Consider the following 26,041-nt stretch of genomic DNA (forward strand, 5'->3'; position numbering starts at 1 on the left):
CGGCAGTATCTCAGCCGATGCAGGTCTTGTTCTTGCCCGTTCGCTTGGCTTCGTACAGCGCCTGGTCGGCGCGCTCCAGCGCATCCTCGATGCGCTCGCCCAGGCTGTAGGTCGTGACACCGGCCGAGAAGGTGACGAAGATCTGCTTCTGCTCATGCATGAACAGCCCGCCGCTCAGCGAACGCTGCAAGCGCGTGAGGATGAGCTGCCCCTCCTCCGCCGGCGTGTCGGGCAGCAGCACCACGAACTCCTCGCCGCCGTAGCGCGCGGTGACGTCGGTGGGTCGCAGCGTGCGGCTGACCACGGCCGCGAGGGAGCGCAGCGCCTCGTCGCCGGCCGCGTGGCCCAGCTCGTCGTTCAGGCGCTTGAAGTTGTCGATGTCCAGCAAGCCGATGCACAGCGTCGAGCCGGTGCGCTCCATGCGCGAGCGCTCGGCCTCGAAGGCCTGCAGCAAGCCGCGGCGATTGGCGATCTGCGTGAGCTGGTCGGTGGAGACTTCCTCCGACAGCCGGCGCAGCTCCGTCTCCAGGTGCGTGACCCGTTCGGACAGGTCAGTCGCCTTGGTGTGCTCCTCGTGCAGCTTGGCCTGCGTCTGCGCGACCAGGCCTTGCACCGTGCGGCTTTCTTCCACCATCTCGCGCACCACGCCAGCCAGGCTTTCCAGCGTGTCGGCCTTCTCGATCACGTCTGCGTAGCGGCCGACGCTTTCATGGAAGCGGCCTGTCTGCGAGCCCAGCACGTCGAGCTCGCTGAGCATTCGGTTGATGAGCGACTTGAGCGCGTCGCGTGCGCGGTCGCGCTCCTCGCGCAACTGGTTCTGGCGGCTGCGCGTGGTCTCCAGCAACTGGCTCACGGACTTCACGCCGCGTGCCGTCAGGCCTTCCTCGATGCGCGACTGCATGGCCTCGCACTGGCCCTTCGCCCAGCTGTCGTCCTCGGCGAGGTCGGTGAGGCTGGCCGCCAGCTCGCGGCACAGCTTGCCCAGCTGTTCGAGCAGGTGGTGCCGGTGTTGCAGCACACGGTCGGCGCGCTGGCACAGGCGGTGCAGCTCGTCGGCCAGCAAGGGCGTGGCCCCCATCATCTGGATGCGCTGCGTCACGTCGGCGATGGACTCCGCCAGCGTGAGGCTGTCTTTCTCGGCGATGGGCAAGGCGCGGCGCACGGTGCCGTCCATCGTGGCGACCACGCGGTTCCATTCGAGGACCGCGCCTTCCACCGGGTCCAGCGGCGCGGGCCGCGTGGGCTCCAGCGGCATGGGCATGCTCTCGCCCAGCGGGGCCGGCAGGGTCTCGCCGGTGCCGCCTTCGGCACCCTCGGGTGATTCGCTGTCCCAGCTTGCAACGAGCTGCCGCAGGCGCTGCTGCAAGCGGCCTGCATCGCCGCGGCTGCCGCTGAGCACGCGCTGCAGGCTGTCCTTCTTGCGTGCGCTGGTCCATTGCCGGCTGCGCCGCTCGACGCCGCGCACGATGCGGTCGATGAGTTCGGCCAGTTGCTCGCCGGCGCGGTCGGGCGCCTCCAGCGCGCGCTCGGCCTGGTCCCACCGGCCTTCTGCGATGGCCTGCGAGACCGAGGCGGCCGCGTCCGCATCGACCGCTTGCTGCACGAGCTTGTCGACCAGCTTCTGCGCGCGCTCGGGCAGCACGGACGCACCCTCGCCGCCCATCTCTTCCTGGTAGGCGCGGGTGTAGTTCTCGGGGGTCGGTTCGAGCTTGGCGATCACCAGCCGGCGCAAGGCCGCCTTGGCCAGGGCCGCTGGCAATTGATCCGCGGGCGAACCGCTTTTCGGAACGGAGGCCACGACAGCGCTCCGTCAGGCGGCCGGCGTGGCGCGAGGCCCGCTGCGTGCCTCCGCCGCGCGCAGGGCGTCGGCCAGTTCGGTGTCGCCGGCCTTGCCGATCCACGGCGCCTTCTTGGGCAGCACGGTCTGCTGCAGCCAGGTCTCGATGTCCTCGGGCAGCTGCGGCTTGCTGAAGAGGAAGCCCTGCATCACGCCGCATCCGAGGCGGTGCAGCACTTCCATCTGGCGCAGGTTCTCCACGCCTTCGGCGATCACGCGCAGGCCGAGCGAGCGGGCCAGTGCAATGATGGCCGTGACCACCGCCGAGCTTTGCGGCGTGAGGCCCAGGTCGCGCACGAAGCTGCGGTCGATCTTGAGTTCGGAGATGGGCAGCGTCGTCAGGTAGGCCAGCGACGAGTAGCCGGTGCCGAAGTCGTCGATGGAAATCTCCACGCCGATTTCGTTGAGCCGATGCAGCGAGGGGATGACGTTCTGCAGGTCCTTCATCAGGCCCGTTTCCGTGATCTCCAGCTCGATGGCGTGGTGCGCGACGCCGTAGGTCGTCACCGCCTGGTGGATGTGCTCCACGAGGTCCGTGCGCTCGAACAGCCGGTTGGGCAGGTTCACCGCGATCGAATCGGAGAAGCCGAAGTTGTCCTGCCACACACGCGCCTGCCGGGCGGCCTCGCGGATGGCCCATTCGCTCAGCGGGATGATGAGGCCGGTCTCTTCGGCCAGCGGGATGAAGTCCGCCGGCGGCACCAGCACGCCGTTGCGCTGCCAGCGCATGAGCGCTTCGGCGCCCACCATCTTGGCGGCGCGCACGTCGATCTTTGGCTGGTAGTGCAGCACCAGCTCGTTGCGCTCGATGGCCTTGTGCAGCGCGCTTTCCAGCTCCAGCTTCTCGCGGCCCTTGCCGGCGAGCGCAGGCTTGTAGACGGACGCGGCATTGCGGCCCTGCGCCTTCACCGAGTACATCGCGACGTCGGAGTTGCGCATGAGGTCGGCCACGGACAGGCCGTCGCGCGGGAACATGGCGATGCCCACCGACGCGGTGACGAAGCATTCCTGCCCGCCCACGAAAATCGGCTCGCGCATGAGGTCGAGGATGCGCACGGCCACGCGCTCGGCGTCACGCTCGTCGGCCACCTCGGGCAAGAGCGCGATGAACTCATCCCCGCCCAGTCGGCCCACGGCCTCCAGCGTGCGGTGCGAGCGCGAGCCCATGGCTTCGAGCGAGCTTTCCATCACCTGGTCGGAATGGCGCACACACGAACGCAGGCGGCGTGCCACTTCCATCAGCAGTTCGTCGCCGGCGCCGTGGCCCAGGGTGTCGTTGATGACCTTGAAGCGATCGAGGTCAATCAGCAGCAGGCTCACCTGGTGGTTCAAGCGGCGCGCGTATTCGAGCGCGCGCTCCGTCCTCCAGATGAGCTGCCGGCGGTTGGGCAGGCCGGTCAGCGCGTCGAAGTTGGCCAGGTGGCGGATCTTGTCTTCCGCCATGCGGCGGTCGGTCACGTCCTGCACGATGCCGGTGTAGCCCACCAGGTTGCCGTGCTCGTTGAACTCCGGCTCCGCCTCGGTGTGGATGATGCGCTGGCGACCGTCGGCCAGCGTCACGGGAATGTCGGTGGCCAGCACCGAGCTGTGGCCCATCACGTCGTGCAGCACGGTGACGAAGCCGGCACGGTCTTCGGGCGGCAGCATGCGCAGCAGCTGGCGGAATTCAAGCCGTGCGCCGGGGCCCAGGCCGAACACCCGCAGGCCTTCGACGGAGAAGATGGGGCTGCCCTGGAAGCGCCGCCAGTCGAAGCTGCCCATGCGGGCCAGGTCTTGTGCGCGCGCCAGCTTGGACTTGCTGCGTTCGAGTTCGAGCCGGGTGCGCGATGACCGCAACAGATAGCGCAGGCGCCCGGCCAGCAGGCTCCACTGCGTGGACTTGACGAAGAAGTCGGTGGCGCCGGCCTCGTAGGCGCGGTTGATGGACGCGTCGTCGTCCAGGCCGGTCAGCATCAGCACCGGCAGGGATTCAAAGCCCGGAAGCGCCCGCAGCTCGCGGCAGGTCTGGAAGCCGTCCATGCCCGGCATGAGGGCATCGAGCACGACCACGTCGGGCAGCCAGTCGGCCAGCACCTGGATGGCCCGCTCGCCGCTGGTGGCTTCGGTGATGGAGAAACCCCGCTCGCGCAAGGCGATCGAGGTCAGCAGCAGGTTCACCTCATCGTCGTCGACGAGGAGGACACGGGGTTGGCCCAGTGGATCGTCGTCGCCAGATGCAACGCTTGGGTTCATGTTTGAGGGTCCAGCAGACGCTTCAAGGCTTGTAACACGATCTCGACCTCACCGCACATCTGCTCGGTCAGTTCATCGAGATTTTCCAGGCGATCCGTGCGAATCTTTGTCTCTATTTCGGCGCAAAGCTGCGACAACTTGATCGCCCCGATGCTGGCCGATGAGCTCTTGAGCGTGTGCGACACATGGCGCACGCCGTTGTGGTCGTTGATGCGGCGGGCCTCCTGCAATTGCGGCATGAGGCGGGCGGCCGAGCTTTCGAAAGCCTTGATGACGCGCGACAGCAGCTGGTTCTCGCCCTTGGGGTCGAGTTCGCGCAACCGGTCCAGCGCGCTGGCATCGAGAACGGAGTCGGCCACGCGGGCCCACGCGGGGTCGGCGCCGCCGCCCGGCGGCGGGGTCTCATCCGAAGGCAGCGGGCTTTGCGGGCTCAGGCGTTTGGTCAGCATGGCAAGCAGTTGGCTTTGTCGGAAGGGTTTGGACAGGTAGTCATCGAAGCCCAGCGACAGGAACCGGTCCTGGTCACCGCCCAGTGCATTGGCGGTCACGGCGATCACGGGTGTCTGGCTGGGCGTGACGAAGTGGAAACGGCCGCCGGAGCCGCGGCGGAACCAGCTCAGCGCTTCCACGCCGTCCATGCCGGGCATCTGGATGTCCATCAACACCAGGTCGAAGTGTGCCTCACACAATGCCCTCAAACCCTGCAAGGCACCTGCCGCCACGCGGACCTTCAGGCCCAGGTGGCGCAGCATTTGGCCGATGACCTCCTGGTTCACCGGGTTGTCCTCCACGACCAGCACGTGGCCCGACAGCCGAGGCGCGATCATGACGCTGTCGCGCCGCTGCGCCGACACGCCCAGGATGGCCTGGCGAAGCTCGGCCTTGCGGATGGGCTTGGCGACGAATCGGTGGAAACCCGCAAGCTGCGCGGAGCGCACGTCGTCGGGCGAGGACACGCTGGACAGCAGGATCATTTTCATGTCCGGGTGCGTGCCGTCGCTGGTGATGGCGCGGCCGAAGGCGACGCCATCCAGCCGCGGCATGTGCATGTCCACCAGGGCGAGGTCGTAGTGGCTGTCGAACACCGTCTTGCCGCGCAGGATGTCCAGCGCCTGCTGGCCGTCCTCGGCCAGGGTCACGTCCATGCCCCAGGCGCCCAGCATGTTCTCCAGCACGGTGCGATTGGTCTCGTGGTCTTCCACCACCAGCACGCGCATCGCGCTGAGTTCGGTGGCTTCGAGTTCGGAAGCCTGGCTGTCGCCTTCGGCCGGTCGCACCGGGATGTTCACGATGAATTGCGAACCCACGCCGAGCTGGCTGTGCACGTCGATGCGCCCGCCCATCAACTCGACCAGCTGCTTGGAGATGGCCAGGCCCAGGCCCGTGCCGCCGTAGCGCCGCGACATGCCGCCGTGCGCCTGCGTGAAGGCACTGAACAGCCGCGGCAGCGTGTCCGCATCGATGCCGATGCCGGTGTCGCGCACGTTGAACCGCAGCACGATGTCGCGCGGATGCGCCGGCGTGTCGCCCGTCCTGAGTTCGACCACCACCTCGCCGCGCTCGGTGAACTTGATGGCGTTGGCGATGAGGTTGGTCAGCACCTGCCGCACGCGCAGCGGGTCGCCGTGCACCATGGACGGCAGCCCCGGCGCCTCGTGGAAGCTCAGCTCCAGGCCCTTCTCGTGGGCGCGCGGCGCGAGCAGCTCCAGCGTGTCTTCCACCACCCCGCGCAGCGGAAAATCGGTGAGCGCGAGCTCGAGCTTGCCGGCCTCGATCTTCGAGAAGTCAAGGATGTCGTTGATGATCTCCAGCAGCGACTCGCCCGAGCGGTACACCGCCTTGGCGAAGCGTCGCTGCTTGTCGTTGAGCGAAGTGCCCAGCAGCAGCTCGGTCATGCCCAGGATGCCGTTCATGGGCGTGCGGATCTCGTGGCTCATGTTGGCCATGAACTGGCTCTTGGCCTGGCTGGCGGCCTCGGCCCGGGCACGCGCAGTCTCCAGCTCCACCTCGTGCTCGTGGTCGGGCGTCACGTCCTGCACGAGGCCGTAGACGCGCATCGTGCCGTTGGGCTGCAGGCGGCAGCGCGATCGTGCACGCAGCCAGCGCAGCCCCTTGCGCGGATGCTCGATGCGGTAGGTGAGGTCCACCGGCTCGCCGCTCAGTTCGCGATCGCGCCGGTCGTCGAAGAGGTGCCGGTCTTCGGGCAGCACGTTGGCGAAGATGGCCGTGTGGTCGGCATCGAACATCTCGCGGGTGATGCCGAACTTCTCGTAGGCGCTGGCGCTGATGAAATCGAAATGGGTGCGGCCCGGGTTGCTCACGAAGAGCGTCTCTTCCACCGTCTCGGCCAGCTCGTTGTAGCGGGCCTGCGACTCTTCGAGCTCGCGGTGGTTGCGCCGCTCGGTGGTGATGTTGCGCGCGATGGCCAGCAGGAAGCGCGGCGAGCCGTCGGCGTTGTGCATGACCACATTGCGCACATTCACCGTGCGCCAGCCGGCCTTGCGCGCCGTCCACTCGCAGTCCACGTCGGTGGTCACGCCATCGCGGACGGCTTTCTGCATGGCCGGGTCCACCAGCGCGACGAGGCGCGGGTCGAAGGCCTGGTAGAGCGTGCGGCCGATCATCTCGTGCCGGCGCAGCATGAACTCCTGTTCGGCATGGCGGTTCATCGCCAGCAGGCGCAGTTCGCGCGCCTCGAACACGAATACGCTCACCGGCAGGTTCTCGGTGAGCACGTTGAGCAGTTCGCCTTCGTTGCCCAGCGGCGCTTCATGCCCGTGGTCGGCGGCCCGCGGCCTGCCGCCGTCCAGGGCGCCGGCTTCGCGGCGCGCAAGCGAATCGAGCTGGACCTTCAGCAGTTCCAGCAGCCGCGTGAACGCGGCCGGCTCGACGGCCAGCTCCACGCCGCGCAGTTCCAGCACCGCCAGCACGCGGCCGTCGTGCACCACCGGCACGGCATGGCCTTGCGCCACGTTGCCCGTGACCTCGCGGTGGATGAATGCTTCGCCCAGCGGAAAACGTTCGGCCAACACCAGCGTGCCGGTAGGCTCGACAGGACCATGAATGACCACGCCGCGCGCACCCAGTTCATGGATGAGTTCCTCGCGGGTCTCGTCCAGTGCCTCGGCCAGGCTGCCCGCCTCGGCGATGCGGTGCGCGAGCGATGCCGCGACCTCCAGCAATGCCGAGTCATTCAGGCCGCGCACGGGCTCGGCCTCGATCACGACCTGGATGCGGTTCCTGATCACGAAGCGGCGCAGCACCAGCGCGCCCACGAGCGCGATCATCGCCACCACGGCCAGCGCCGCGCTCTCTCCCCCTGGCGTGAACAATGACGCAGCCGCAGCGAGTGCGGCGAGCCAAAGTGAAACGCGGGACAGATAACGCAGCATGCTGTGAGAGGATGTTCGACGAGGTGGAAGCGCGGCGTCGACCGCGCACAAAAGCACCCACGGTGCCCGCCCACGCTCATCCCGATTTCGGCCCGGCAGCCCTGAACTTGAATCGCCACGCCTGCATGCCTCTCCAGGAATTCACCGCATGACATCCCCGTTCGCCTGGCTGGCGTTCGTGACGCTTGTCGCACTCGGTGCGGCATGCGCGTGGCTGGCCGTGCGCAATCACCGCGTTTCGCGCGAATTGCAGGCCGAGCGCCTGCGGCTCATGCAGGTCGAGAACCTGCTGGACGTGTGGCAGTGGCGCAGTGACGAATCTCACGCCATCACCCAGCTGCGTCCGCCCCAGGGGTCCGTCAGTGCGAACTGGAGCGCGGCCACCGCGGGCCAGCGGCTATGGGAGCAGTTCGAGGCCAGCGACGCGAACGGCCTGAAGGCCTGCCTCGATGCGCATGCACCGGTGAACGATGTGCGCACACAGCTGCGCCTGTCCGACGGTTCCACTGCGCACTGCCGCTTGCGCGCCCTGCCCGTCACCGATGCGCAAGGGCGCTTCGCGGGCTACGTCGGCACGGCAAGGGTCACCGGCGCGATGCCAGCGGCCGGCAGCGAGGCGGCGGCATCGACGGCATCGAATGCGCTGTCCGAGAGCGAGCGCGAGTCCTTCAGCTACACCGTGTCGCACGACCTGCGCGCGCCCATCCGGGTGGTGGAAGGCTTCGCCAAGATCCTCAAGGAAGACTACGGCCGACTGCTGGACCGCATCGGCAACGACCACCTCGACCGCGTGCTGGGCGCGGCGGCACGCATGAACTGCATGATCGATGCGCTGCTCGCGCTGTCAAAGCTGTCCACGCAACCGCTGGCGCGCCAGCCGGTGAACCTCTCGCAGCTCGCGCACTACGTGGCCGAGGACCTGCGGCGCGAATCGCCCTTGCGGACGGTGCAGGTCAGCATCGAGGGCGACCTGCAGGTGCTGGGCGACCCCACGCTCTTGCGCGTGGTGCTGGAGAACCTGCTGGGCAACGCCTGGAAGTACACGAACAAGCGCCGCGACCCGCAGATCAGCTTCTGCCGCGACCCGCAGAAGACGGGCGTCGTGTTCTGCGTGCGCGACAACGGCGCGGGCTTCGACATGCGCTTTGCCGACCGGCTCTTCGGCGTGTTCCAGCGCCTGCACAGCAGCAACGACTTCCCTGGCACAGGCATCGGCCTCGCGTCGGTGCGCCGCATCATCCGCCGGCACGGCGGCGACATCTGGGCCGAGGCCGAGGTGGACAAGGGCGCGGCGTTCTACTTCACGCTGGGCAGCGAATCGGTGATGCGCTGATCAGGGCATCGACAGCAACTCGACGGCCTGGAGGATGCGCTCGGCCTGCTCGGCCAGCGCCACGCCTTCGGTCTGCGCCATGCGCTGCAAGCGCTCCAGCGCCGGGCCACGGGCCAATGAATAGCGGTGCATGAGCACGCCCACGGCCATGGCGGCCACGGCGGGCAGTTCGTCGCGTGCCACGGCCCGTTCTTCAGCACGGCCGGCCGCGGCCTCCGTCCGGCGTGACGCCGACATCGCTGCATTGGCAAACGCCGCCTCCACCGCCGGCACGATCTGCCGGATGTCCAGCGGCTTGACGAGGTAGGCCACCGCGCCCAGCTCCTTCACCTGCCGCATGGTCTCGTCGTCGGAGAAGGCCGAGAGGAACATGAAGGGCATCTGGCAGTACTCGCGCAGGTAGGCGGCGACGTCGAAGCCGCTCTTGCCTTCCATGCGGATGTCCAGCAGCGCGAGGTCGGGCTTGTGCTCGCGCGCAAGCAGGATGGCGTCGTCGCCGTTGTCGGCGTCGATCACCTCGTAGCCGGCCTGCGCCAGGCCGTGCGTGAGCGTGGCCAGCACCAGCCGGTCGTCGTCCACCACCAGGATCTTGCCTTTGCCTTGCACCTCGGCTCCTCTTCCGTGGAAACGATTCTGACGCAAAAGCCCGGCCGCCACAGCCTTGGCTTCTCCTACATTGGATCGAGCTTGCTGATGCCCGGCGGCGACAAGCGCACAGTCGCCACCACGTCTTCGCCGCGCTGCTCCAGCGCCAGGCTCGCGCTGCGCCGCGGCAGCAGCGCACGCACCAGGCCCAGGCCCGACACGCCACCGGGGAAGCGGGCCAGGTTGAAGTCCGGCGGCAGCTGCGCACGGTTGGCGATGAGGATCTGCACGTTGTCGTCCTCGCTCACCATCTGCACCGACACCTGCAGGCCGCGCCCGGCCATGCTGTGCTTGACCGCGTTGGTCAGCAGCTCGTTCACCGTGAGCGCGATGGGAATCGATTCCGCTTCGGGCAACGCCCATTGGTGCGGCGCAGACCCACTGACCGTGAGCAGGATGGGATGCCCGAAAGTGCGCTGGACCGAGCCGGTGATGGCCTCGATCACGCCCTTGAGCCGCAGCGGTCCGCTCACGCCCACCTGCAGCCCGTAGACCTGCGCAATGGCCTGCACCTGGCCCACCACCTCGGAGATGGCGGACGCCACCTCGGGCTTGCGCGTGGCGATCTGCTGCAACAGGCCCGCCACGCCCTGCAGGTTGTTCTTGATGCGGTGGTGCACTTCCTTCACCAGCATCTCGCGCTGCGTCACGGCTGCTTCGAAGCGCGCTTCCTGCGCGGCGCGCTGCTCGGTCACGTCGGTGGCCACCAGCAGCAACTGGTCGGGCGGCTGGCCGGGCGAGGCCAGCGGCAGGTAGCGCGCATCCCAGAAGCGCACGGGGCCGCCGGCTTCTCCCACCCTGTATTCGAAATGCGTGAGGCGGCGCGAGGCCAGGGCCTGCTCCATGTCCTGGCGGCGCTGCGCAGCGATGGACGGCTCGTAGGTCTCCTCCGGCGTGCAGCCCACCAGTTCGGCGGCGGTTCGGCCCAGGCTGCGGGCCGCCACCTCATTCACCTGCAGGATGCGCAAGCTGTGGGCGTCGCGCAAGGTGATGGCCATGGGCGCCACTTCGATGATGCGCTGCAGCGAGGTCTGCACCTGTGCCGTTCGCGCCTCGGCCTGGCGGCGGCGCTCGATGTCCAGCAAGGCGTAGGTGAGTTGCCGGCCCGCCTGGCGGCCGGTGGCCACCACGTTGCCCACCACCCAGAACTCGCGGCCATCGCGCGCCTTCACGCGGCATTCAAAGGTTTCGGCCTGGCCTTCCACCAGGCTGTCCAGGTAATGCGTCTGCCGGAAGGGATGCTCCGCCTCCGGCGTCGCAACGGTGCTGATGGGATGCTCGAGAAAATCCGCCAGGTCGCCGCCGAACATGCGGCGTGCCGAGCGGTTCATCCACTCGATGCCGTTGGGCCCCACCGTGACGATGCCCACCAGCACGGAGTCGAGGATGGCGCGCGTGCGCTCGGCCTGCAGCGCCACCGCCTGCTCGGCGCGGTGGCGACCGTCCACGTTCACGTATGACGCGATGATGCCGCCCGACAGGTCGCCGTCCACCACCAGGCGCTTGCTCACCTGCACCCACAGCAGGCGGCCGTCGCGGCGCCGAAGCTGCCGCTCGCCGTTCCAGCGGCCGTACTGCCGCAAGGCCTGCTCTTCCATCGCCCAGGTGCGCTCGTGCTCGGCTTCATCGGTGAAGAACTGCATGAGCGACAGCCCAGCCAGCTCCTGCGCGGGGTAGCCGGCCAACTGGGCGAGCGCGTCGTTGACACGCTGGATGCGCCCGCCGCGCAGGTAGGCGATGCCCACCTCCGACAGGCTGAACATCAGCTCACGGTCGCGCGCCAGCACTTCCAGCTCGGTCTGCTGCACCTTCAGCCGCGTGATGTCCGACAGCACGGCGATCGCCTCCATCGCCGTCCCCACGGGGCCCGTGCGTCGCACCGACAGTGCCACCCACATCGATGGCGCATCGCCCGCATGGGAGGCGAACAGCTCGAACTCGGTCTCGTAGGTGTGACCCTCTTCCAGCGCGGACGCCGTGTCGTCCGCGATGCGATGCCCTTGCGGGACCGATGCGAAGAGCTCGTGCAGGCTCGCACCCGCCACGCCGCCGCGAGGCAGGCCCAGCATGGTCTCGAAGCGGCGGTTGCAGCGCACCAGCGCATTGCCGCGCAGGTAGGCAATGCCGGCCGTGCTGCTTTCGAGGATGGTGGCCAGCTCGTGCAACAGCTGTTCGCCGCGCATCTGCGACTGGTGCTGCTCGGTGATGTCCAGCGTCACCACCGAGGTCGTGCGCTGCCCCGAGGCCAGCGTCGCCGGCTCCACGCGCGTGAGCAGCCAGCGCTGCCCGAGCTCGGGGTGCTTCACCGCATACCGGACTTCCGCGCGCTGGGCGAGCCGCAAGGCCTGCTGGAGGCGTTCGTACTCGGGCAGCGACTCGGGAATGACGATGTCGCGGCTGATGGACCGCAAGGCGGCCGAGGTGCCGGTGCCCTCCATCGCCTGGTGGTTCTGCTTGAGCCAGCCGGCGTTTTCCTGGAAGGTCGCGATGCCCACGCCCGCCGTGTCCACCAGAGCGCCGATCTGCATCTGCGCGAGGTCGCGTTCTTCCTCGGCGCTGCGGTCTTCCACCACCGCCATGTAGCGGCGCTGGCCGCCGGGCGTCTCGTAGCAGCGCACGGTGGACCGCAGGCGGCGCTGCAGGCCGTCAGGCTGGATGATCCAGCCCTCGGTGGTCAGCGGCAGGCTGCCGGGCTGCAGCTTCTCGGCGGGCCGGCCGTCATGCCAGGCCAGCAGTTGCGACAGGCTGGGCGAGGCGTCGGACAGCAGGGGCGGCGCTTCGCCCACCAGCGCATCGAAGGCAGGGTTGGTGCGCACGAGCAGGCCGGCTTCGTCGAACAGCACCATGCCCACGGGACTCAGGTCGAACCAGTCGTCGAGTTCGCGAGCGGAGCGGTCGGCACGTTCGCGGGCCGCATGCTCGGCGGTGCAGTCCTGCAGCAGCAAGAGGTAGACAGGCTGGCCCTTGTCGTCGCGCAACTGCATGGGTGCGCTGCGGAACCAGTGTTCGCGGCCCTGCGCGTCGATGAGTCGGCGGTCGATGAACTCCGCGGCGCTACCCTGGCGGAATCCGTCCAGCACCTTGAAGCGTGCGACGGCGTTGGCGGCGCGGTCTTCCGGTGGTTGCAGCTCCAGCGGGTCGATGCCGATCAGCCGCTCGCGCGTGTAGCCGGTGTATTCGAGGTAAGCCGCGTTGACGTCGACGATGCGAAAGGACGCGTCCTGCAGGCTCGCCGGAAACGGCGAGTTCCACAGGAGCTGCAGGACGTCGGTCAATCCAGCTGGGCGGCCGCGGTGAGCGCGCGCAGTTCGGCGCGGTTGATCTCGCCCACGCTCATCATGAGGTTGTCAGCCGCGGACTTGAAGTCGAACAGCGACTCGGCCTCCACCGCGCGCACCAGCTCGAAGTACGGCTGGTAGGGGCCTTCGCCATCGACCAGCGCCTGGTACACGCGCTGCGGCACGGGGATGGTGCGCATGAGCTCGGAGAACGGCTGCTTGAACATGCGGTCCAGCAGCGAGAACACGCCGCAGATGAACATCTCATTGCGCATCTCGTCGTCGCCGCTGGAACGCACGAGCTCTTCCATCAGCAGGCCGCGGCGCACGGCGGCGAACATCACCGGCTTGAGGTTGCTGTCCTTGCTGGCGGTGGCCAGCAAGAGCGCCAGCCATCGCTTCAGGCGCTGGTAGCCCAGCATCATGATCGCGTGGCGGAAGGAGCTGATCTCCACCGACAGCCCGAAGGCCGGCGAGTTGATGTAGCGCATCAGCTTGAAGGCGAGCGAGGGGTCGCGCTTGAGGGTGCCTTCGAGCTTCTCGATGGGCTCCTGCTTGTCCACGCGGTTGATCAGTTCCACGATGACCTGCAGGTCGGTCTGCCCCGCCGGCTTGCCGCCCGCCATGGTCATGTTGACCACGTCATCGATGGGCCAGCCCAGCACGGCGGCGGCGCCGCGGGTGAAGCTGTTCTCCATGTCGGTCACGCTGTGGATGCCCGACTGCACATGCGGAATGCTGCGCGTCACGGCACCCGGCGCGTGGGCCCCTTCACCGGCGCGGCGGTCGTCGGACAGGTCGATGATCGAATACTTGAAGCAGGGCAGCACCTCGCGCGGCAACTCCTTCACCGGGCGGCCCTTGAGCAGCATGGTGTTGCCGTGCTTGTGCAGGGCCAGCAGCGCTTGCACGTTGTCGGGCTCGCCCGCCATGAAGGCCGGGATCTCGATCATCACGTTGGTGGCGACCTCGGCCTTGAGCAGGTCCTGCAGCAGGCTTTCGCTGGCCACGTTGAGCGATACGCGCGCACCATCGGCCGGCCACACGCCAGCCACCGTCTGCAGCAGTTGGGCGGCATCCAGGGGAACGTCGGGCTTGAGGGGAAAGACGGTCAGGCGCGTCGCGGTGACGGCCCGGTTGCGGTCGATGAACGGGGAATAACCGAGGGCCACCTGGCCGAGGATGGCATCGCTCAAAGCATGCTCCCGATGGATTGAATCATCCGTTGAGGTATTGGAACAGCGACAGGCGCTGCACCATCGAGTAGGACTTCAAGGCAGCATCGTAGCCGCTTTGTTTGTTCTGGAAGTCGGAAATGGCCTGAACCATGTCCAGGTCTTGCGCGTTGGATTTCTCGGTTTCGGCAGAGATCTTCTGCTCGCCCAGCCGGTCTGTCACGCCATCGATGCGGTTGAGGGTCACGCCGGCGTCGGAACGCGCGGTGGTCAGGCGGCCCATGACCTGGTCGAGGTTGCGCAGGTTCATGATGCTGTCCTGCGTGATCTGCGGGCCGCGCTTGTTGGGCGTGGACAGGTCGCTGACCGTCTTGTCCAGCGTGTCGAACACGCTCAGGGTCGAGGACGACGGGACGATCTTGAAGGCGTCGCCGGTGGCCGGCGCGCCCGAGACGGTGACGGCCATGCCGTCGATCTGCATCGCCGTGCCCGCCTGGTAGGGCACGTTGGTCATGGCGGTGGCGGCACCATCCTTGAGCACGGAGTAGGTCACCACGCCGGCGGTGTTGGTGAACTGGATGTCGTAGGTCGAGCCGGTGAGCGCGGAGGGGTTCACCACGCTGCCGACATCGATGGTGGCGCTGCCGGTGCTGGTGGTCACCTTGGTTTCGAACACGCCATTGCCGGTGCGGGCCGACAGCCAGGTCGCGCCGCCGTCCATCGCAATGGGCAGGCCTTCGGTGCCGGCGATCTTGGCTTCCCCGCCCGTGCCGCGGAATTGCACGGCACCGGGTGCATCGATGAACGGCGCCTGGGCCGAACCCTGTCCGCCAAAGAGGTAGCCATTGGCGCCGTCGCTGCGGTTGGCAATGGTGAGCAGTTGCGAGCGGATGCCTTGCAATTCGGTGGCCAGGTTCTTGCGCTCGGAGTCCCCAAGGCCTGCATTGCCGGCCTGGACCACGAGTTCGCGGGCGCGCTGCAGCAAGTCGTTGGCATCGCCCAGCGAGCTTTCGGTGAGCGACATGAAAGACTTGCTGGCGTCCACGCCACGCTGGTCCGCATCCACCCGGGCCGAGCTGGCCAATGCGCGCTCGGCGCGGGCCGCCGCGGTCGGGTCGTCGCTCGCGCGGTTCACGCGCTTGCCGGTGGTGAGCTGGTTCTGCATCTCGCTCATCTCGACCTGGCGCTTTTGCAGCTGCGCCAGCGAGGTGTCGAAAGCCTGGAGGGTACTGACTCGGTTCATGATGATGGTTGCCTCAGGTCACGCCGCCAACCTTGAGCAGCGTGTCGAAGATCGACTGCGCCACCTGCAGCATCTTGGCCGCGGCCTGGTAGCTCTGCTGGAACTGGATCAGCCGCGCGGCTTCCTCGTCGAGGTTCACGCCGGTCTTCTCGCTCAGCGCGGACTGCGCGTCCTGCGCGACCGAGGCGGACATGTCGGCGCTGATCTGCGAGCTCTGCACGCGCACGCCGATGTCGGTCATCGCATTGGCGTAGGCGTCGGTGACGGTGACGCCGCCGCTGGCGCCACTGCGGCCCACGAGCTTGACGTCGCGCAGGTCGGTCAGCGCGCGGGCATTGCCGTTGTCGGTGGCCGGGTAGGCCGTCTTCTGCACCACCACGGTGTCGCCGGTCTGGGGCACGCCGTTGAGGTCCAGCTGGAAGCCGTTGAGGTTGATGCTGCTGCCGGCCGTCCACACCGCCGAACCGCTGCTGGACAGCACGCCCGTCGTCGCATCGCGCAGCTCCCAGTCGTAGTTGCCGGTGCCGGAGGTGAAGGTGACGGTGGCCGTGAGATTCGGGTTGATCGAGGGGCTGACGGCCTTCAGGCTGGCCACCGTGGCGGTGCCGGTGTTGTTGGCGCCCAGGCCCGCGGTCACAGGCGAGGCGGCGGCGATGCCCTTGGGGTCGGTCAGCACGCGGCGCATGTTCAGCGCGGCACTGGCCACCGGCTGCAGCTGGAAGCGGTCGCCCGCGGCCGGCAGGGGCGCCACGACGTTGAGCTGGAAGCCATCGACGACGCCACCGGACGCCACCGACACCTGCACGCCGTCGGAGTCGCGCGTCACGAGGTAGTTGCCGGCAGTGGCCGGGTCCGGCTGCACGGTGTAGTTGCTGGCGCGCAGCTGGCTGGCGTCGGTGATGGTGTAGCTCACGCTGGGCACGCGCGTGCCCGAGGCATTCACATAGGACGCGACCGGGTTGCCGGCTGCGTCCACCGCGTTGTTGTTGTTGGCCATCACGATGGGCGTGCCGGTCGTGAAGATGGCCGCGCCCGTGGCTGCGGGCGTGCCCAGGTCCAGGCCCAGCGCCTGCTGGTCGTTGACCTTGCCGGCCAGGGCCGCGGCCATCTGGCCGAGCTGGTTGCGCGCGGCCACGAGGTCGTTGTCCTGGAAGCGCAGCATGCCGGCGATGGAGCCGCCCGTGAGCAGGCTGCTCGGGATCTCGTGCGTGCCGCCGGAATCCACCAGGCCCACGCGGATCTTGGACGGATCGAAGGTGTCCGACAGCGCCGCCATCTTCGTCACCTCGCCGCCCAGCACCAGGCGCTGGCCGCCGCCGATGAAGATGCTGACCGAACCGTCGGTGGCGGGAATGGTGGTGACCTGCACGATCTGGCCGAGGTCGCTGACCAGGCGGTCGCGCTGGTCCAGCAGGTCGTTGGGCGTGTGGCCCGAGCCTTGCGCGAGCGAGATCTGCCCGTTCAGGTCGGCGATGCGTGCGCTGAGGGTGTTGATCTGCTTGACCGCCGCGCCCACTTCGGAGGTGACGTTGGCCTGCAGCGAATCCATCTGCTCGCCCGCGGCACGAAAGCGGGCGGCGACGTTCTCGGCCTGGCCCAGCGCCACCTGGCGCGCGGCCAGGTCCTGAGGGCGGTTGGCCACGTCCACGAAGGAATTGAGGAATTGGCCAGCCGCATAGCCGACGCCCGATTCGCCGGTGGCGAACACCGTTTCGAGCTGCTTGAGCTGGTCGGCGCGCGTCGAATCGGCCGCGGCGATGGAGGCCGACGTGGTCGCCTCGCGCGTGAGGTACTCGTCGTGCGCCCGGCTCACGGTCGTGACGTTCACGCCCTTGCCGAAGAAGCCCGCGCCGGTGAACTGGCCGCCCGCGGATTCCAGCTCCACCGATTGCTTGGAATAGCCCTTGGTGTTGGCGTTGGAGATGTTGTTGCCCGTGGCCTGCAAGGCCGCGTAGTTGGCAAACAGGGCCCGCGTGCCCAGGGCCATCAATGCTGAACCGCTCATCGACAGGCCCTCCTCAGGCGACGCTGCGCTGCAGGCGCAGTGTGGTGTTGATCACGCGCGTGAGCTTGTCGGCATACGCGGGGTCGGTGGCATAGCCTGCCTTTTGCAGGCCCTGCGCGAAACCCTGGACGGTGCCGGCGTTGGCCAGCACCTGCTGGAAGCGCGGGCTGTCCTTCATCAGCTTGGCGTAGTCGGCGAAGGACTCGGCATACGAGCCGTAGGCGCGGAACCTGGCCGTCACCTTGTGCGGCTGGCCGTTCACGTACTCGGTGGTGGTCACTTCCGCGACCTTGCCCTTCCAGTTCGCGCCGGCCTTGATGCCGAAGAGATTGTGCGCGGACGACCCATCGGTGTTCTTGATCTCGTGCTTGCCCCAGCCGGTCTCGTGCGCCGCCTGCGACACCATGAAGCTCGCGGGAATGCCGGTCTGCGCCTCGGCCGCGCGGGCCGCCTCGGTGTGCTGGGAGACGAAGTCGCTCTGGCGCTGCGAGACCTTCTGCGTGGACGGTGCGCCTGCCGCGGTGGCCGGCGACAGCGCCGCGTTGACCGACTTGGCCACGTTGGCTGCCGGCGTCACGGTGCCGCCCATCTGGCGTTCCAGCTGCCGCGCGATCACGTCGCTCAGGCCGCCGGGCAGGCCGGTCATCTTGGTGGCGAACTGTTGGTCGAGCATGTCGGTGCCCATCTGCGTGCCGGCGTTGTCGAACATGCCGGTGGACATGCTTTGCTGCGCTGCCCGCATGCTCTTCATGAGCTCCTGCATGAACAGCGCCTCGAACTGCTTGGCCGCGTCCTTGATGGCCGCCTTCGGGTCGGTGGCCGCGCGCGAGCGCAGCGCGTCCACGCCGTGTGTGTCGGTGGCGAGGCGGGACGTGGACAGCGGATTCATGTCAGATCACCTCGAGCTCGGCGTTCAAGGCGCCCGCCGACTTCATGGCCTGGAGGATGGCCAGCAAGTCCTGCGGCGTTGCCCCGAGCGAGTTCAGCGCCTTCACCACATCCGCGAGCTTGGTGCCCGCGGGCATCTGGATGAGCGACCCCGCCTGCTGCGTGATCGCGATGTCGGACTTCTCGGTGACCACCGTCTGCCCGCCGGTGGACAGCGCATTGGGCTGGCTCACCTGCGGCGTGGTGCTGATGGTGACCGACAGGCTGCCGTGCGCCACGGCGCAGGCCGCGAGCGTGACCGACTGGTTCATCACCACCGAGCCGGTGCGTGCGTTGATGACCACGCGTGCGGCCGGAGAGGCCAGCGCGATGTCCAGGTTCTCGATGTCGGCCATGAAGCTCACGCGCGAGCCGCCGGCCTCGGGCATGCGCACGCGCACGACGCGGCCGTCCACCGCCCAGGCGGTGTTGTCGCCCATCTTGGCGTTGATGGCGCGCACCACCTCGCGGGCGGTGTTGAAGTCGCTGGAATTCAGGTCGAGCTGCAGCGTGTCGCCCTGGTTGAGCGGGGTCGGCACGCTGCGCTCCACCGTGGCGCCTTCGGGGATGCGCCCGGCGCTCAGGTGGTTGATCTGCACCTTGGAGCCGCCTGCCGATGCACCGGCGCCGCCCACGATGAGGTTGCCCTGTGCGAGCGCGTAGACCTGGCCGTCCGCGCCCTTGAGCGGCGTGGCGATGAGCGTGCCGCCGCGCAGGCTCTTCGCGTTGCCCAGCGACGAGACGTTGATGTCGATGACCTGCCCCGGCTGGGCGAAGGCGGGCAGCTGCGCGGTGACCATCACGGCCGCCACGTTCTTGAGCTGCATGTTGGTGCCCGGCGGAACCGTCACGCCCATCTGCTGGAGCATGGCGTTCAGGCTCTGGGTGGTGAACGGCGCCGAGGTGGTCTGGTCGCCCGTGCCGTCGAGGCCGACGACCAGGCCGTAGCCCACCAGCGGGTTGCTGCGCACGCCCTGGACGGACGCGACTTCCTTGAGCCGGGTGGCGCTGGCATCGCCGGGCCACCAGATGGCTGCCGTGGCCAGGAGCCAGGCCAGGACGATCAGGGAACGCAGGAGCTTGTCAGTTTTTTCCATGTCGGAAACACCATTCGATGCTTCCGATTCTGGAGAAACTTAAATGGGCAGAACGTTCAAAAAGAACCGGCCCAACCAACCTATTCCCTGAGCATCGGCCTGGGCGCCACGGCCGCGGTGCTCGATGCGCACGTTGGCGATCTGGGCGGAGGCGACGGAATTGCCCGGCTGGATGGCCCGCGGGTCGACCTGGCCGGAAAAGCGCAGCACGTCCACGTTGTGGTTCACGCCGATCTGCTTTTCACCGGCGATCAGCAGGTGCCCGTTGGGCAGGACGCCCGTCACGACGGCGGTGATGGTGCCCGAGAAGTCGTTGGTGTTCTCGGTGCTGCCCTTGCCTTCGAAGGTATTGCTGGAGCTGCCGGCGGCGCTGGCGCGGCCGAAGCTGTTGGACGCGATGCCCGGCAGCGCGGTGACTTCGGCCGCGAGCTTGCCGCTCTTGTCGATGGAGCTGGTGCTCTTCTGGCTGGCCGAGACTTTTTCCACGATCTGCACGGTGATGCTGTCGCCCACCAGGCGTGCGCGGTGGTCTTCGAACAGCGGCCGGTATTGCGTGGCCTGGAAGATCGCGCCGTTGCTCACGACCGGGGCTTCCACCACCTGCGGGGCGACGTAGGTCGGCCCGGCGATGTCCACCACCGGACGGGGGTTCATCGTGGAGCAGCCGGCAAGGACGAGGGCGGAGGCGATCAGGCTCAGGCGTTTCATCGGGGGTCTCACAGGAAAGGGGTTCAGAGCTGTCCGAGCTTTTGCAGCATCTGGTCGGAGGTCTGGATGGCCTTGGAATTCAGTTCGTAGGCGCGTTGCGTCTGGATCATCGCGACGAGTTCTTCCACCACGTTCACGTTGGAAGTCTCGACGAAGCCCTGGCGCAGGGTGCCCAGGCCGTTCTGGCCCGGCGTGCCGCTTTGCGCGGTGCCCGAGGCCGAGGTCTCGGCGAAGATGTTCTGGCCCTTGGGGTCCAGGCCGGCCGGGTTCACGAAGTTGGCAATCTGCAGCTGGCCCACCGTCTGTGCGGCGGCCTGGCCGGCGAGCGTCACGCTCACCGTGCCGTCCGAGCCGATGGTGACGCTTTGCGCGGCAGCCGGAATCGTGATGCCCGGCTGCACCGGGTAGCCGTTGTTGGTGACGAGCTGCCCGGTGGAGCTCACCTGGAAGGAACCGTCGCGGGTGTAGCCGGTGGTGCCGTCGGGCATCTGCACCTCGAAGAAGCCGTTGCCCAGCACCGCCACGTCCAGGTTGTTGGCGCTTTGCTGCAGGTTGCCCTGGCTGAAGCTGCGCGAGGTGGCGACCGCGCGCGTGCCCAGGCCGACCTGCAAGCCGGTGGGCACCGTCGTCTGCTCGGTGCTGTTGGCGCCCGCCTGGCGCAGGTTCTGGTACATGAGGTCTTCAAAGACCGCATGCGCCTTCTTGTAGCCGTTGGTCGAGACGTTGGCGAGGTTGTTGGAGATGGTGTCCAGCTGGGTCTGCTGGGCCTCCATGCCGGTCTTCGAAATCCACAGGGAACGCATCATGATCCGGGTCCTTCTCTAACGGAGCGCTCAGCTCATCGACAACAACTGCGCCGCGCTCTTCTCATTGCCTTCGGCGGTCTGCAACATCTTCATCTGCGCCTCGAACTGCCGGGCCGCGGTGATCATCGCCACCATGGTCTCGACAGAGCTGACGTTCGATCCTTCCAGCGCGCCGTCCTGCACGCGGGCAGTCGGGTCTGCGGGCAAGTCACCGTCGGCGCTGCGGAACAGGCCGTCGGTGCCGCGCTGAAGCGGCGCTTCGGGCGTCACCAGCTTGAGCTTGCCCACCGGCGTCGGCTTGGCATTGCCCACCTGGGCGCTCACCGTGCCGTCGGAGCCGATGCTCACCGCCGCGTTGGGAGGAATCTGGATCGGGCCGCCGTCGCCCAGCACGGTCAGCCCGCCGCTGGTGGTCAGCGTGCCGTCGGACGACAGGTCCAGCGAGCCGGCCTTGGTGTAGGCCTCGGTGCCGTCCAGCCCCTGCACCGCCAGCCAGGCGTTGCCCTTCATGGCAACGTCCAGGTTGCGGCCGGTGGCGCTCACCTGCCCCGCCGAGGCGTCGTAGCCAGGCGTGCTTTCCAGCGCGAACACGCGGGTGCTGGCGCCGCTGCCTTGCACCGGCACGGCGCGGAAGGCCTGCAGCTCGGCGCGAAAGCCCACCGTCGACACGTTCGCGAGGTTGTTCGCGAGCGTGTCCTGGCGCTGCATCGTCGCCTTCGCGCCGGACATCGAGGTGTAGATCAGGCGGTCCATGGCTGGCTACCTTCGGATCAGGTTCAGCGCAGGTTGACCAGCGTCTGGAGCACCTGGTCCTGCGTCTTGATGGTCTGCGCGTTGGCCTGGTAGATGCGCTGCGCCGTGATCATGTTCACCAACTCGGCGGTCATGTCCACGTTGGATTCCTCCAGCGCGCCCGACTGCAGCACGCCCAGGTTGCCGTCGCCGGGAACGCCCAGGATCGGGTCGCCGGTCGCGAAGGTGCGCGCCCAGGAGTTGCCGCCCAGCGGCTGCAGGCCCTGCGGGTTGCGGAAGGTGGCGATTTCCACCTGGCCGGCCGGCTTGGACTGGCCGTTGGAATAGCGCGCCGTCACGACGCCGTTGGATTCGAACTGGATGCCCACCAGCTGGCCGGCGGCATAGCCGTTCTGCGACAGGTCGGTCACGCCGAAGGGCGAGCCGTACTGCGAAGCGCCACCCACGTTCAGCGCCACGCCGGAGATCGGCAAGGTGGCGGCGCCCGCGGCATTGGTCGAGGCCGGGATGTTCAGCGCCACCGTGCCCGCGGGCGAGGTCGGCGCCGAGCCGTTGGAGGGGAACACGATCTGCGTGGACGCGGCGAGGTTGCCGGCCGCGTCGGTGGCCAGCGGCGTGCCGTTGGCGGTGATGTACACGTTCCAGGTGTCGGTGGAGGCCTTCTGGAAGTAGTAGGTCAGGGCCACATCCTGGCCCTTGGCGTCGTACACCGTGAGCGAAGTGGCGTTGTTGTAGGTCTTCGGGTCCGTCGTGTCGATGGGGTTGCCCACGGCGGGGAGGGTGGTCGCCGCACGCGCGTCCAGGTTCATCTCCAGCTTGATCTTGGAGGTCGCTTGCGGCGTGATGCCGGCGGTGGGCATCTGCAGCGGGCTGGCCTGTCCGGGAAGGATGGTGCCGGCGCCATCGGCGGCATAGCCCATGAGCTTGTTGCCCTGGCCGTTCACCACGAAACCGTCGCGGTCGACCTTGAACTGGCCGTTGCGGGTGTACATCGTCGGGTTCTTGCCGTCGGTCACCTGGAAGAAGCCCGCGCCGTTGATGGCCAGGTCCATGGGATTTTGCGACGAGGCGATGTTGCCCTGAGTGAACTGCTGCGACACCCCTTGCAGGCTCACGCCGATGCCGATGGCATTGGCACCGGCGCCGTTCATGGCGCTGGCATACATGTCGGAGAACTCCGCGCGCGAGGCCTTGGCGCCGTAGGTGCTGGAGTTGGCGATGTTGTTGCCGATCACCTCCAGGTTCTTGCTGGTGGCGTTCAGACCGGAGAGACCTTGTTGGAAGCCCATGGTGTTCCTTTGTGCTGCGGGTGCGCGGGGATCAGTTGAATTCCTTGATGTCGGCGTAGGCGGTGTTGCCACTGCGCGCGAGCTCAAGGGTCAGCTTGTCGCCGGCGGTGCTCACCGCCAGGACCTTGTCGCGCATCAGCGCGGTGGAAGAAAGCGTGGCCGCGCCGTTGGTGGCGGTGACCTTGAAAGTGAGGTTGGTGTCGGTGCCGAACTTGCTGGAGTCCCAGGTGAAGCTGTGGCGTCCGCTGGTGGCGGCCCCGAGCTGCACGGTGTCGACCACGCGGCCCGCGGCGTTGGTGATCTCCACCTTCACTGCGTCGGCAGGCGAGGTCAGCTCGAAGCCGCCCACGCCGGTGGCGCTGGTGCCGCCGGCACCGTCGCTGAAGTCCATCTTGTTGCCCGCGACCACCACGTCGTGGCCGACGAGCGAAGCGCCTTGCAGCGCCTGCATCTGCACGAACTGGCCCTGCAGGCCCTGCACCGTGGTGTTCAGCTTCTCGATGCCGTTCACGGTGTTGATCTGCGCCATCTGGCTGGTGACCTGCGCGTTGTCCAGCGGATTGAGCGGGTCCTGGTTCTGCATCTGCGCGACCAGCAGCTTGAGGAAGCGATCCGCGCTGGTGGTGTCGCCCGAACCGGCCACCGCCGAGGTGGCGGCCGTGCTGGTGGCGGAGGTGTTGATGTTTCCGACGGCCATGATCAGCTGCCCATCTGCAGAGTCTTGAGGAGCAGCGTCTTGGCGGTGTTCATCACCTCGACGTTGTTCTGGTACGAACGCGAGGCGGAGATCATGTTGACCATCTCCTCCACCGGGTTCACGTTGCTGTAGGTGACGTAGCCCTCGGCATCGGCGCTGGGGTGCTTGGGGTCGTGCACCCGGCGGCCGGGGGTCTGGTCTTCGGTGACGGTGCTGACCTTCACGCCAGCCGCCCCAACGGCGCCCATCAGTTGGGTCTGGAAAGTGACTTGCCGGGCCTTGTAGGCCGTACCGTCCGGGCCGGCCACCGTGTCGGCATTGGCCAGGTTGGACGACACCACGTTCAGCCGCTGGCTTTGCGCACTGACGGCGCTGCCGGCGACGTTGAAGATGTTGAGCATGCTCATGACTCAGCTCCGGTTACTGCCCGCGGATCGCGTCCAGCATGTTGCGCACGTCGGCATTGATGAAGCGAAGCGTGGCCTCGTACTTCACCGAGTTGTCGACGAAGTTGGCGCGCTCGCGGTCCATGTCGACCGTGTTGCGGTCCAGGTTGGTCTGCGAAGGCGTTGCATACAGGAGATTGGCCTCGCCGCGCGCTCCGGGCGTGCCGCCGATGTGGCCGGGCTGGCTCACCTGCATCGCCGCCGCGGGGTTCATGCCGCCGGTGGCTTCCTTCAGCGCCTGCGCGAAGTCCATGTCGCGGGCGATGTAGCCCGGCGTGTCGGCGTTGGCGATGTTGCTCGCGATCAGCCGCTGGCGCTCGGACCGCAGGGTCAGCGCCTGGGCCTGGAAGTCGAGATTGCTGGTGAGACTGTTGATGTTCATGTGCCCTCCGCGGGGACGAACCCACGAATTCGATGTGAGGGCATTGTGTTGGGCGGTCCCGAAAACATAAGCGGGAATAAGCGCCGGATTGGCCGCCATTTCGGCGCTACGGTCTTGGCCCGCCACTTCTACAGTGGCGACATGGAAAACATGGGATCACTGTTGCTCCGCCTCGCCACGCATGCGCTCCTGGGCCTGGCCGCCCTGGTGTGCGGTATTGCACGGGCGCAGGTCCCGGCGGCCGATCCCTCTCTTGAACAGCAGGTCAGGTCGCTCGCCGAAGCAGGCACCCAAAACAAGCCCGCTGGCGTGAGCCGCATCGACATCCAGGTCGGCCAGCTCGACCCCCGCCTGCGCCTGGCGCCCTGCCAGAAGGTGGAGCCCTATCTCCCGTCCGGCGCCCGCCTCTGGGGCAAGACGCGCATCGGCCTGCGCTGCGTGCAGGGCCAGGTGCCTTGGAATGTCTACATGCCGGTCACCGTCAAGATCTACGGGCAGGCCCTGGTCGCCACCGCTCCGCTGGCGGTGGGCGCCGTGGTGACGGCCGGTGACGTGGCTCAAGCCGAGGTCGATCTGGCCGAAGACAACTCCGTGGCCGTGGCGGATGCCAACCTCGTGGTCGGCCGCACGCTGGCCCGGGCCATCAACCCCGGCCAGAGCTTGCGCATGGCCCATCTGAAAGCGCGCCAATACTTTCAAGCCGGCGAGACCGTGAAACTGGTCGCGCTGGGCAACGGATTCAGCGTCGCCAGCGAAGGCGAGGCCTTGTCGGCAGGCATCGAAGGCCAACCTGCCCGGGTGAAGACCGAAAGCGGCCGGGTGCTCACGGGCATCCCCGCTGGCGATCACCGTGTGGAGTTGGCACTATGAACAAGAGGAAGGGAATCACCGTGAACGGGGCCCCCGATTCCAGGTCCATGGAAAAAAGGCCTAAAGTCGGCGAAATGCCGGCCGATACACCGTCCATGTTGAATGGGCCGGGTTCCAGACCGGCTCTTTGGAGAACACCATGAAGATCGGCAGTCCGGCAGACAAACCCCCAGTGGCACCCGTTGCCACGGGACGCACCCAGCAGGGTGAAGCCACCGCCAAGACCAACGGCACCCAGGCAACGGCGGAAGCCAGCGCCCAGGTGGAGATTTCCAGCGCCGCGGCCTCGCTGCTGCAGGGCGTGGGCGGCTCCAACGCCGAGTTCGACGCCGAGAAGGTGGCCCGCATTTCCAAGGCCATCGAGGACGGCACGTTCAAGGTCAATCACGCAGCCATCGCCGACAAGCTCATCTCCAACGCCCAGGAACTCCTGACCAAGGCCCCGCACTGATTCGCCCCGGCTGATCCATGACCCAACCGCTGCTCCCGCACCAGCCTCTGGACCCCGCCCTGGAAGACACGCTGCAGGCCGTGGAAACACGGCTGGCCGCGCTGGGCGAGGCCTTGCGCGCGCGCGACACCGCGGCCATCGACAGCCACGCCACCGAACTGCACCGCGCGCTGGCTCGCGCGGTCGACCATTTCACCCATGCCGCCCGCAAGGGCGACGTGCCCCAGCCCCTTCGTCGCCGCCTGGCACGTGCCAGCGGCCAGGTGGCTGCCCAGCGCGAATCCCTGGCCCGCGCCACCGCGGCGCTGGACCGCGCCATCGAAGTGCTGATGCCCCGCGAGACGCCGGGGCTGTATTCGTCCGGCGGCGCCAGCGAACGCGGCACCCTGCGCGGCGGATCCATCCAGGCCTGAGCGGCCCGGACTCCCTCCCCCTCCCGACAGTATCCGCATCCGGCACCCAAGGTGCCGGTCGA

General features: G+C 67.8%; 21 protein-coding genes. 4 read left to right on the plus strand and 17 right to left on the minus strand.

Annotated features, from left to right (window positions below):
• Positions 1-10: 10 nt before the first annotated feature.
• From DZC73_RS09500 to DZC73_RS09510, 3 genes are read right to left on the minus strand one after another with little or no spacing between them, the layout of a single operon-like run.
• Positions 11-1,798, minus strand: coding sequence for a sensor domain-containing diguanylate cyclase (locus tag DZC73_RS09500; protein WP_235835053.1), 1,788 nt, complete (start codon positions 1,796-1,798; stop codon positions 11-13).
• A gap of 12 nt (positions 1,799-1,810) precedes the next feature.
• Positions 1,811-4,069: a putative bifunctional diguanylate cyclase/phosphodiesterase gene (locus DZC73_RS09505; RefSeq protein WP_124539984.1), complete on the minus strand. Its 2,259-nt coding sequence runs from the start codon at positions 4,067-4,069 to the stop codon at positions 1,811-1,813.
• The gene (locus tag DZC73_RS09510; RefSeq protein ID WP_161974519.1) at positions 4,066-7,401 is read right to left on the minus strand and encodes a response regulator; all 3,336 of its coding nucleotides are present in this window, start codon (positions 7,399-7,401) and stop codon (positions 4,066-4,068) included. The genes DZC73_RS09505 and DZC73_RS09510 overlap by 4 nt, the downstream gene beginning before the upstream one ends.
• A gap of 208 nt (positions 7,402-7,609) precedes the next feature.
• On the opposite strand from DZC73_RS09510, the gene DZC73_RS09515 reads away from it, so the two are divergent.
• Entirely contained in the window at positions 7,610-8,794 is a 1,185-nt protein-coding gene (locus tag DZC73_RS09515) for an ATP-binding protein (RefSeq protein ID WP_124539986.1), read from the plus strand.
• Here DZC73_RS09515 and DZC73_RS29975 read toward each other — a convergent pair whose 3' ends face one another.
• The 14 genes from DZC73_RS29975 to flgB form a co-directional block, all read right to left on the minus strand.
• Entirely contained in the window at positions 8,795-9,400 is a 606-nt protein-coding gene (locus tag DZC73_RS29975; RefSeq protein ID WP_198414835.1) for a response regulator, read from the minus strand. It lies immediately after the preceding gene.
• Between the two features lie 65 nt (positions 9,401-9,465).
• Complete coding sequence (locus DZC73_RS09525) at positions 9,466-12,714, minus strand: PAS domain-containing sensor histidine kinase (protein WP_124539988.1); 3,249 nt, start codon at positions 12,712-12,714, stop codon at positions 9,466-9,468.
• Positions 12,711-13,913 carry an EAL and HDOD domain-containing protein gene (locus tag DZC73_RS09530; protein WP_124539989.1) on the minus strand — a complete coding sequence of 401 codons (1,203 nt, stop codon included), beginning with the start codon at positions 13,911-13,913 and terminating at the stop codon, positions 12,711-12,713. The genes DZC73_RS09525 and DZC73_RS09530 overlap by 4 nt, the downstream gene beginning before the upstream one ends.
• A 22-nt stretch (positions 13,914-13,935) precedes the next feature.
• Complete coding sequence (flgL, locus tag DZC73_RS09535; protein WP_124539990.1) at positions 13,936-15,135, minus strand: flagellar hook-associated protein FlgL; 1,200 nt, start codon at positions 15,133-15,135, stop codon at positions 13,936-13,938.
• Between the two features lie 13 nt (positions 15,136-15,148).
• The gene (gene flgK, locus DZC73_RS09540) at positions 15,149-17,140 is read right to left on the minus strand and encodes a flagellar hook-associated protein FlgK (protein WP_124539991.1); all 1,992 of its coding nucleotides are present in this window, start codon (positions 17,138-17,140) and stop codon (positions 15,149-15,151) included.
• Between the two features lie 13 nt (positions 17,141-17,153).
• A complete protein-coding gene (flgJ, locus tag DZC73_RS09545; protein ID WP_124539992.1) occupies positions 17,154-18,029 on the minus strand; it encodes a flagellar assembly peptidoglycan hydrolase FlgJ in 876 nt (291 codons plus the stop codon).
• A gap of 1 nt (position 18,030) precedes the next feature.
• Positions 18,031-19,164: a flagellar basal body P-ring protein FlgI gene (locus tag DZC73_RS09550; RefSeq protein WP_124539993.1), complete on the minus strand. Its 1,134-nt coding sequence runs from the start codon at positions 19,162-19,164 to the stop codon at positions 18,031-18,033.
• A gap of 39 nt (positions 19,165-19,203) precedes the next feature.
• Positions 19,204-19,872 (minus strand): flagellar basal body L-ring protein FlgH, encoded by a 669-nt coding sequence (locus DZC73_RS09555; protein ID WP_198414814.1) that lies wholly within the window; start codon positions 19,870-19,872, stop codon positions 19,204-19,206.
• 23 nt (positions 19,873-19,895) lie between these two features.
• Positions 19,896-20,678, minus strand: coding sequence for a flagellar basal-body rod protein FlgG (gene flgG, locus DZC73_RS09560; protein WP_124539995.1), 783 nt, complete (start codon positions 20,676-20,678; stop codon positions 19,896-19,898).
• 27 nt (positions 20,679-20,705) lie between these two features.
• On the minus strand, positions 20,706-21,431 hold the full coding sequence (gene flgF / locus DZC73_RS09565; protein ID WP_124539996.1) for a flagellar basal-body rod protein FlgF: 726 nt from the start codon (positions 21,429-21,431) through the stop codon (positions 20,706-20,708).
• Between the two features lie 23 nt (positions 21,432-21,454).
• Positions 21,455-22,720, minus strand: coding sequence for a flagellar hook protein FlgE (gene flgE, locus DZC73_RS09570; RefSeq protein ID WP_124539997.1), 1,266 nt, complete (start codon positions 22,718-22,720; stop codon positions 21,455-21,457).
• Between the two features lie 31 nt (positions 22,721-22,751).
• Positions 22,752-23,417 (minus strand): flagellar hook assembly protein FlgD, encoded by a 666-nt coding sequence (locus tag DZC73_RS09575; protein WP_124539998.1) that lies wholly within the window; start codon positions 23,415-23,417, stop codon positions 22,752-22,754.
• Positions 23,418-23,419: 2 nt separating this feature from the next.
• Complete coding sequence (flgC, locus tag DZC73_RS09580; protein WP_124539999.1) at positions 23,420-23,824, minus strand: flagellar basal body rod protein FlgC; 405 nt, start codon at positions 23,822-23,824, stop codon at positions 23,420-23,422.
• A 13-nt stretch (positions 23,825-23,837) separates the two neighbouring features.
• Positions 23,838-24,245, minus strand: coding sequence for a flagellar basal body rod protein FlgB (gene flgB, locus DZC73_RS09585; protein ID WP_124540000.1), 408 nt, complete (start codon positions 24,243-24,245; stop codon positions 23,838-23,840).
• Positions 24,246-24,359: 114 nt separating this feature from the next.
• On the opposite strand from flgB, the gene flgA reads away from it, so the two are divergent.
• The 3 genes from flgA (at position 24,360) to DZC73_RS09600 (ending at position 25,979) form a co-directional block, all read left to right on the plus strand.
• Positions 24,360-25,115, plus strand: a complete 756-nt coding sequence (flgA, locus tag DZC73_RS09590; protein WP_235835054.1) for a flagellar basal body P-ring formation chaperone FlgA — start codon at positions 24,360-24,362, stop codon at positions 25,113-25,115.
• Between the two features lie 139 nt (positions 25,116-25,254).
• Positions 25,255-25,566 (plus strand): flagellar biosynthesis anti-sigma factor FlgM, encoded by a 312-nt coding sequence (flgM, locus tag DZC73_RS09595; protein WP_124540001.1) that lies wholly within the window; start codon positions 25,255-25,257, stop codon positions 25,564-25,566.
• 17 nt (positions 25,567-25,583) lie between these two features.
• Entirely contained in the window at positions 25,584-25,979 is a 396-nt protein-coding gene (locus tag DZC73_RS09600; RefSeq protein ID WP_124540002.1) for a hypothetical protein, read from the plus strand.
• The last annotated feature ends 62 nt before the right edge of the window (positions 25,980-26,041 follow it).

The sequence above is a fragment of the Rhizobacter terrae genome, from assembly GCF_003852895.1.
Classification (GTDB): Bacteria; Pseudomonadota; Gammaproteobacteria; order Burkholderiales; family Burkholderiaceae_C; genus Albitalea; species Albitalea terrae.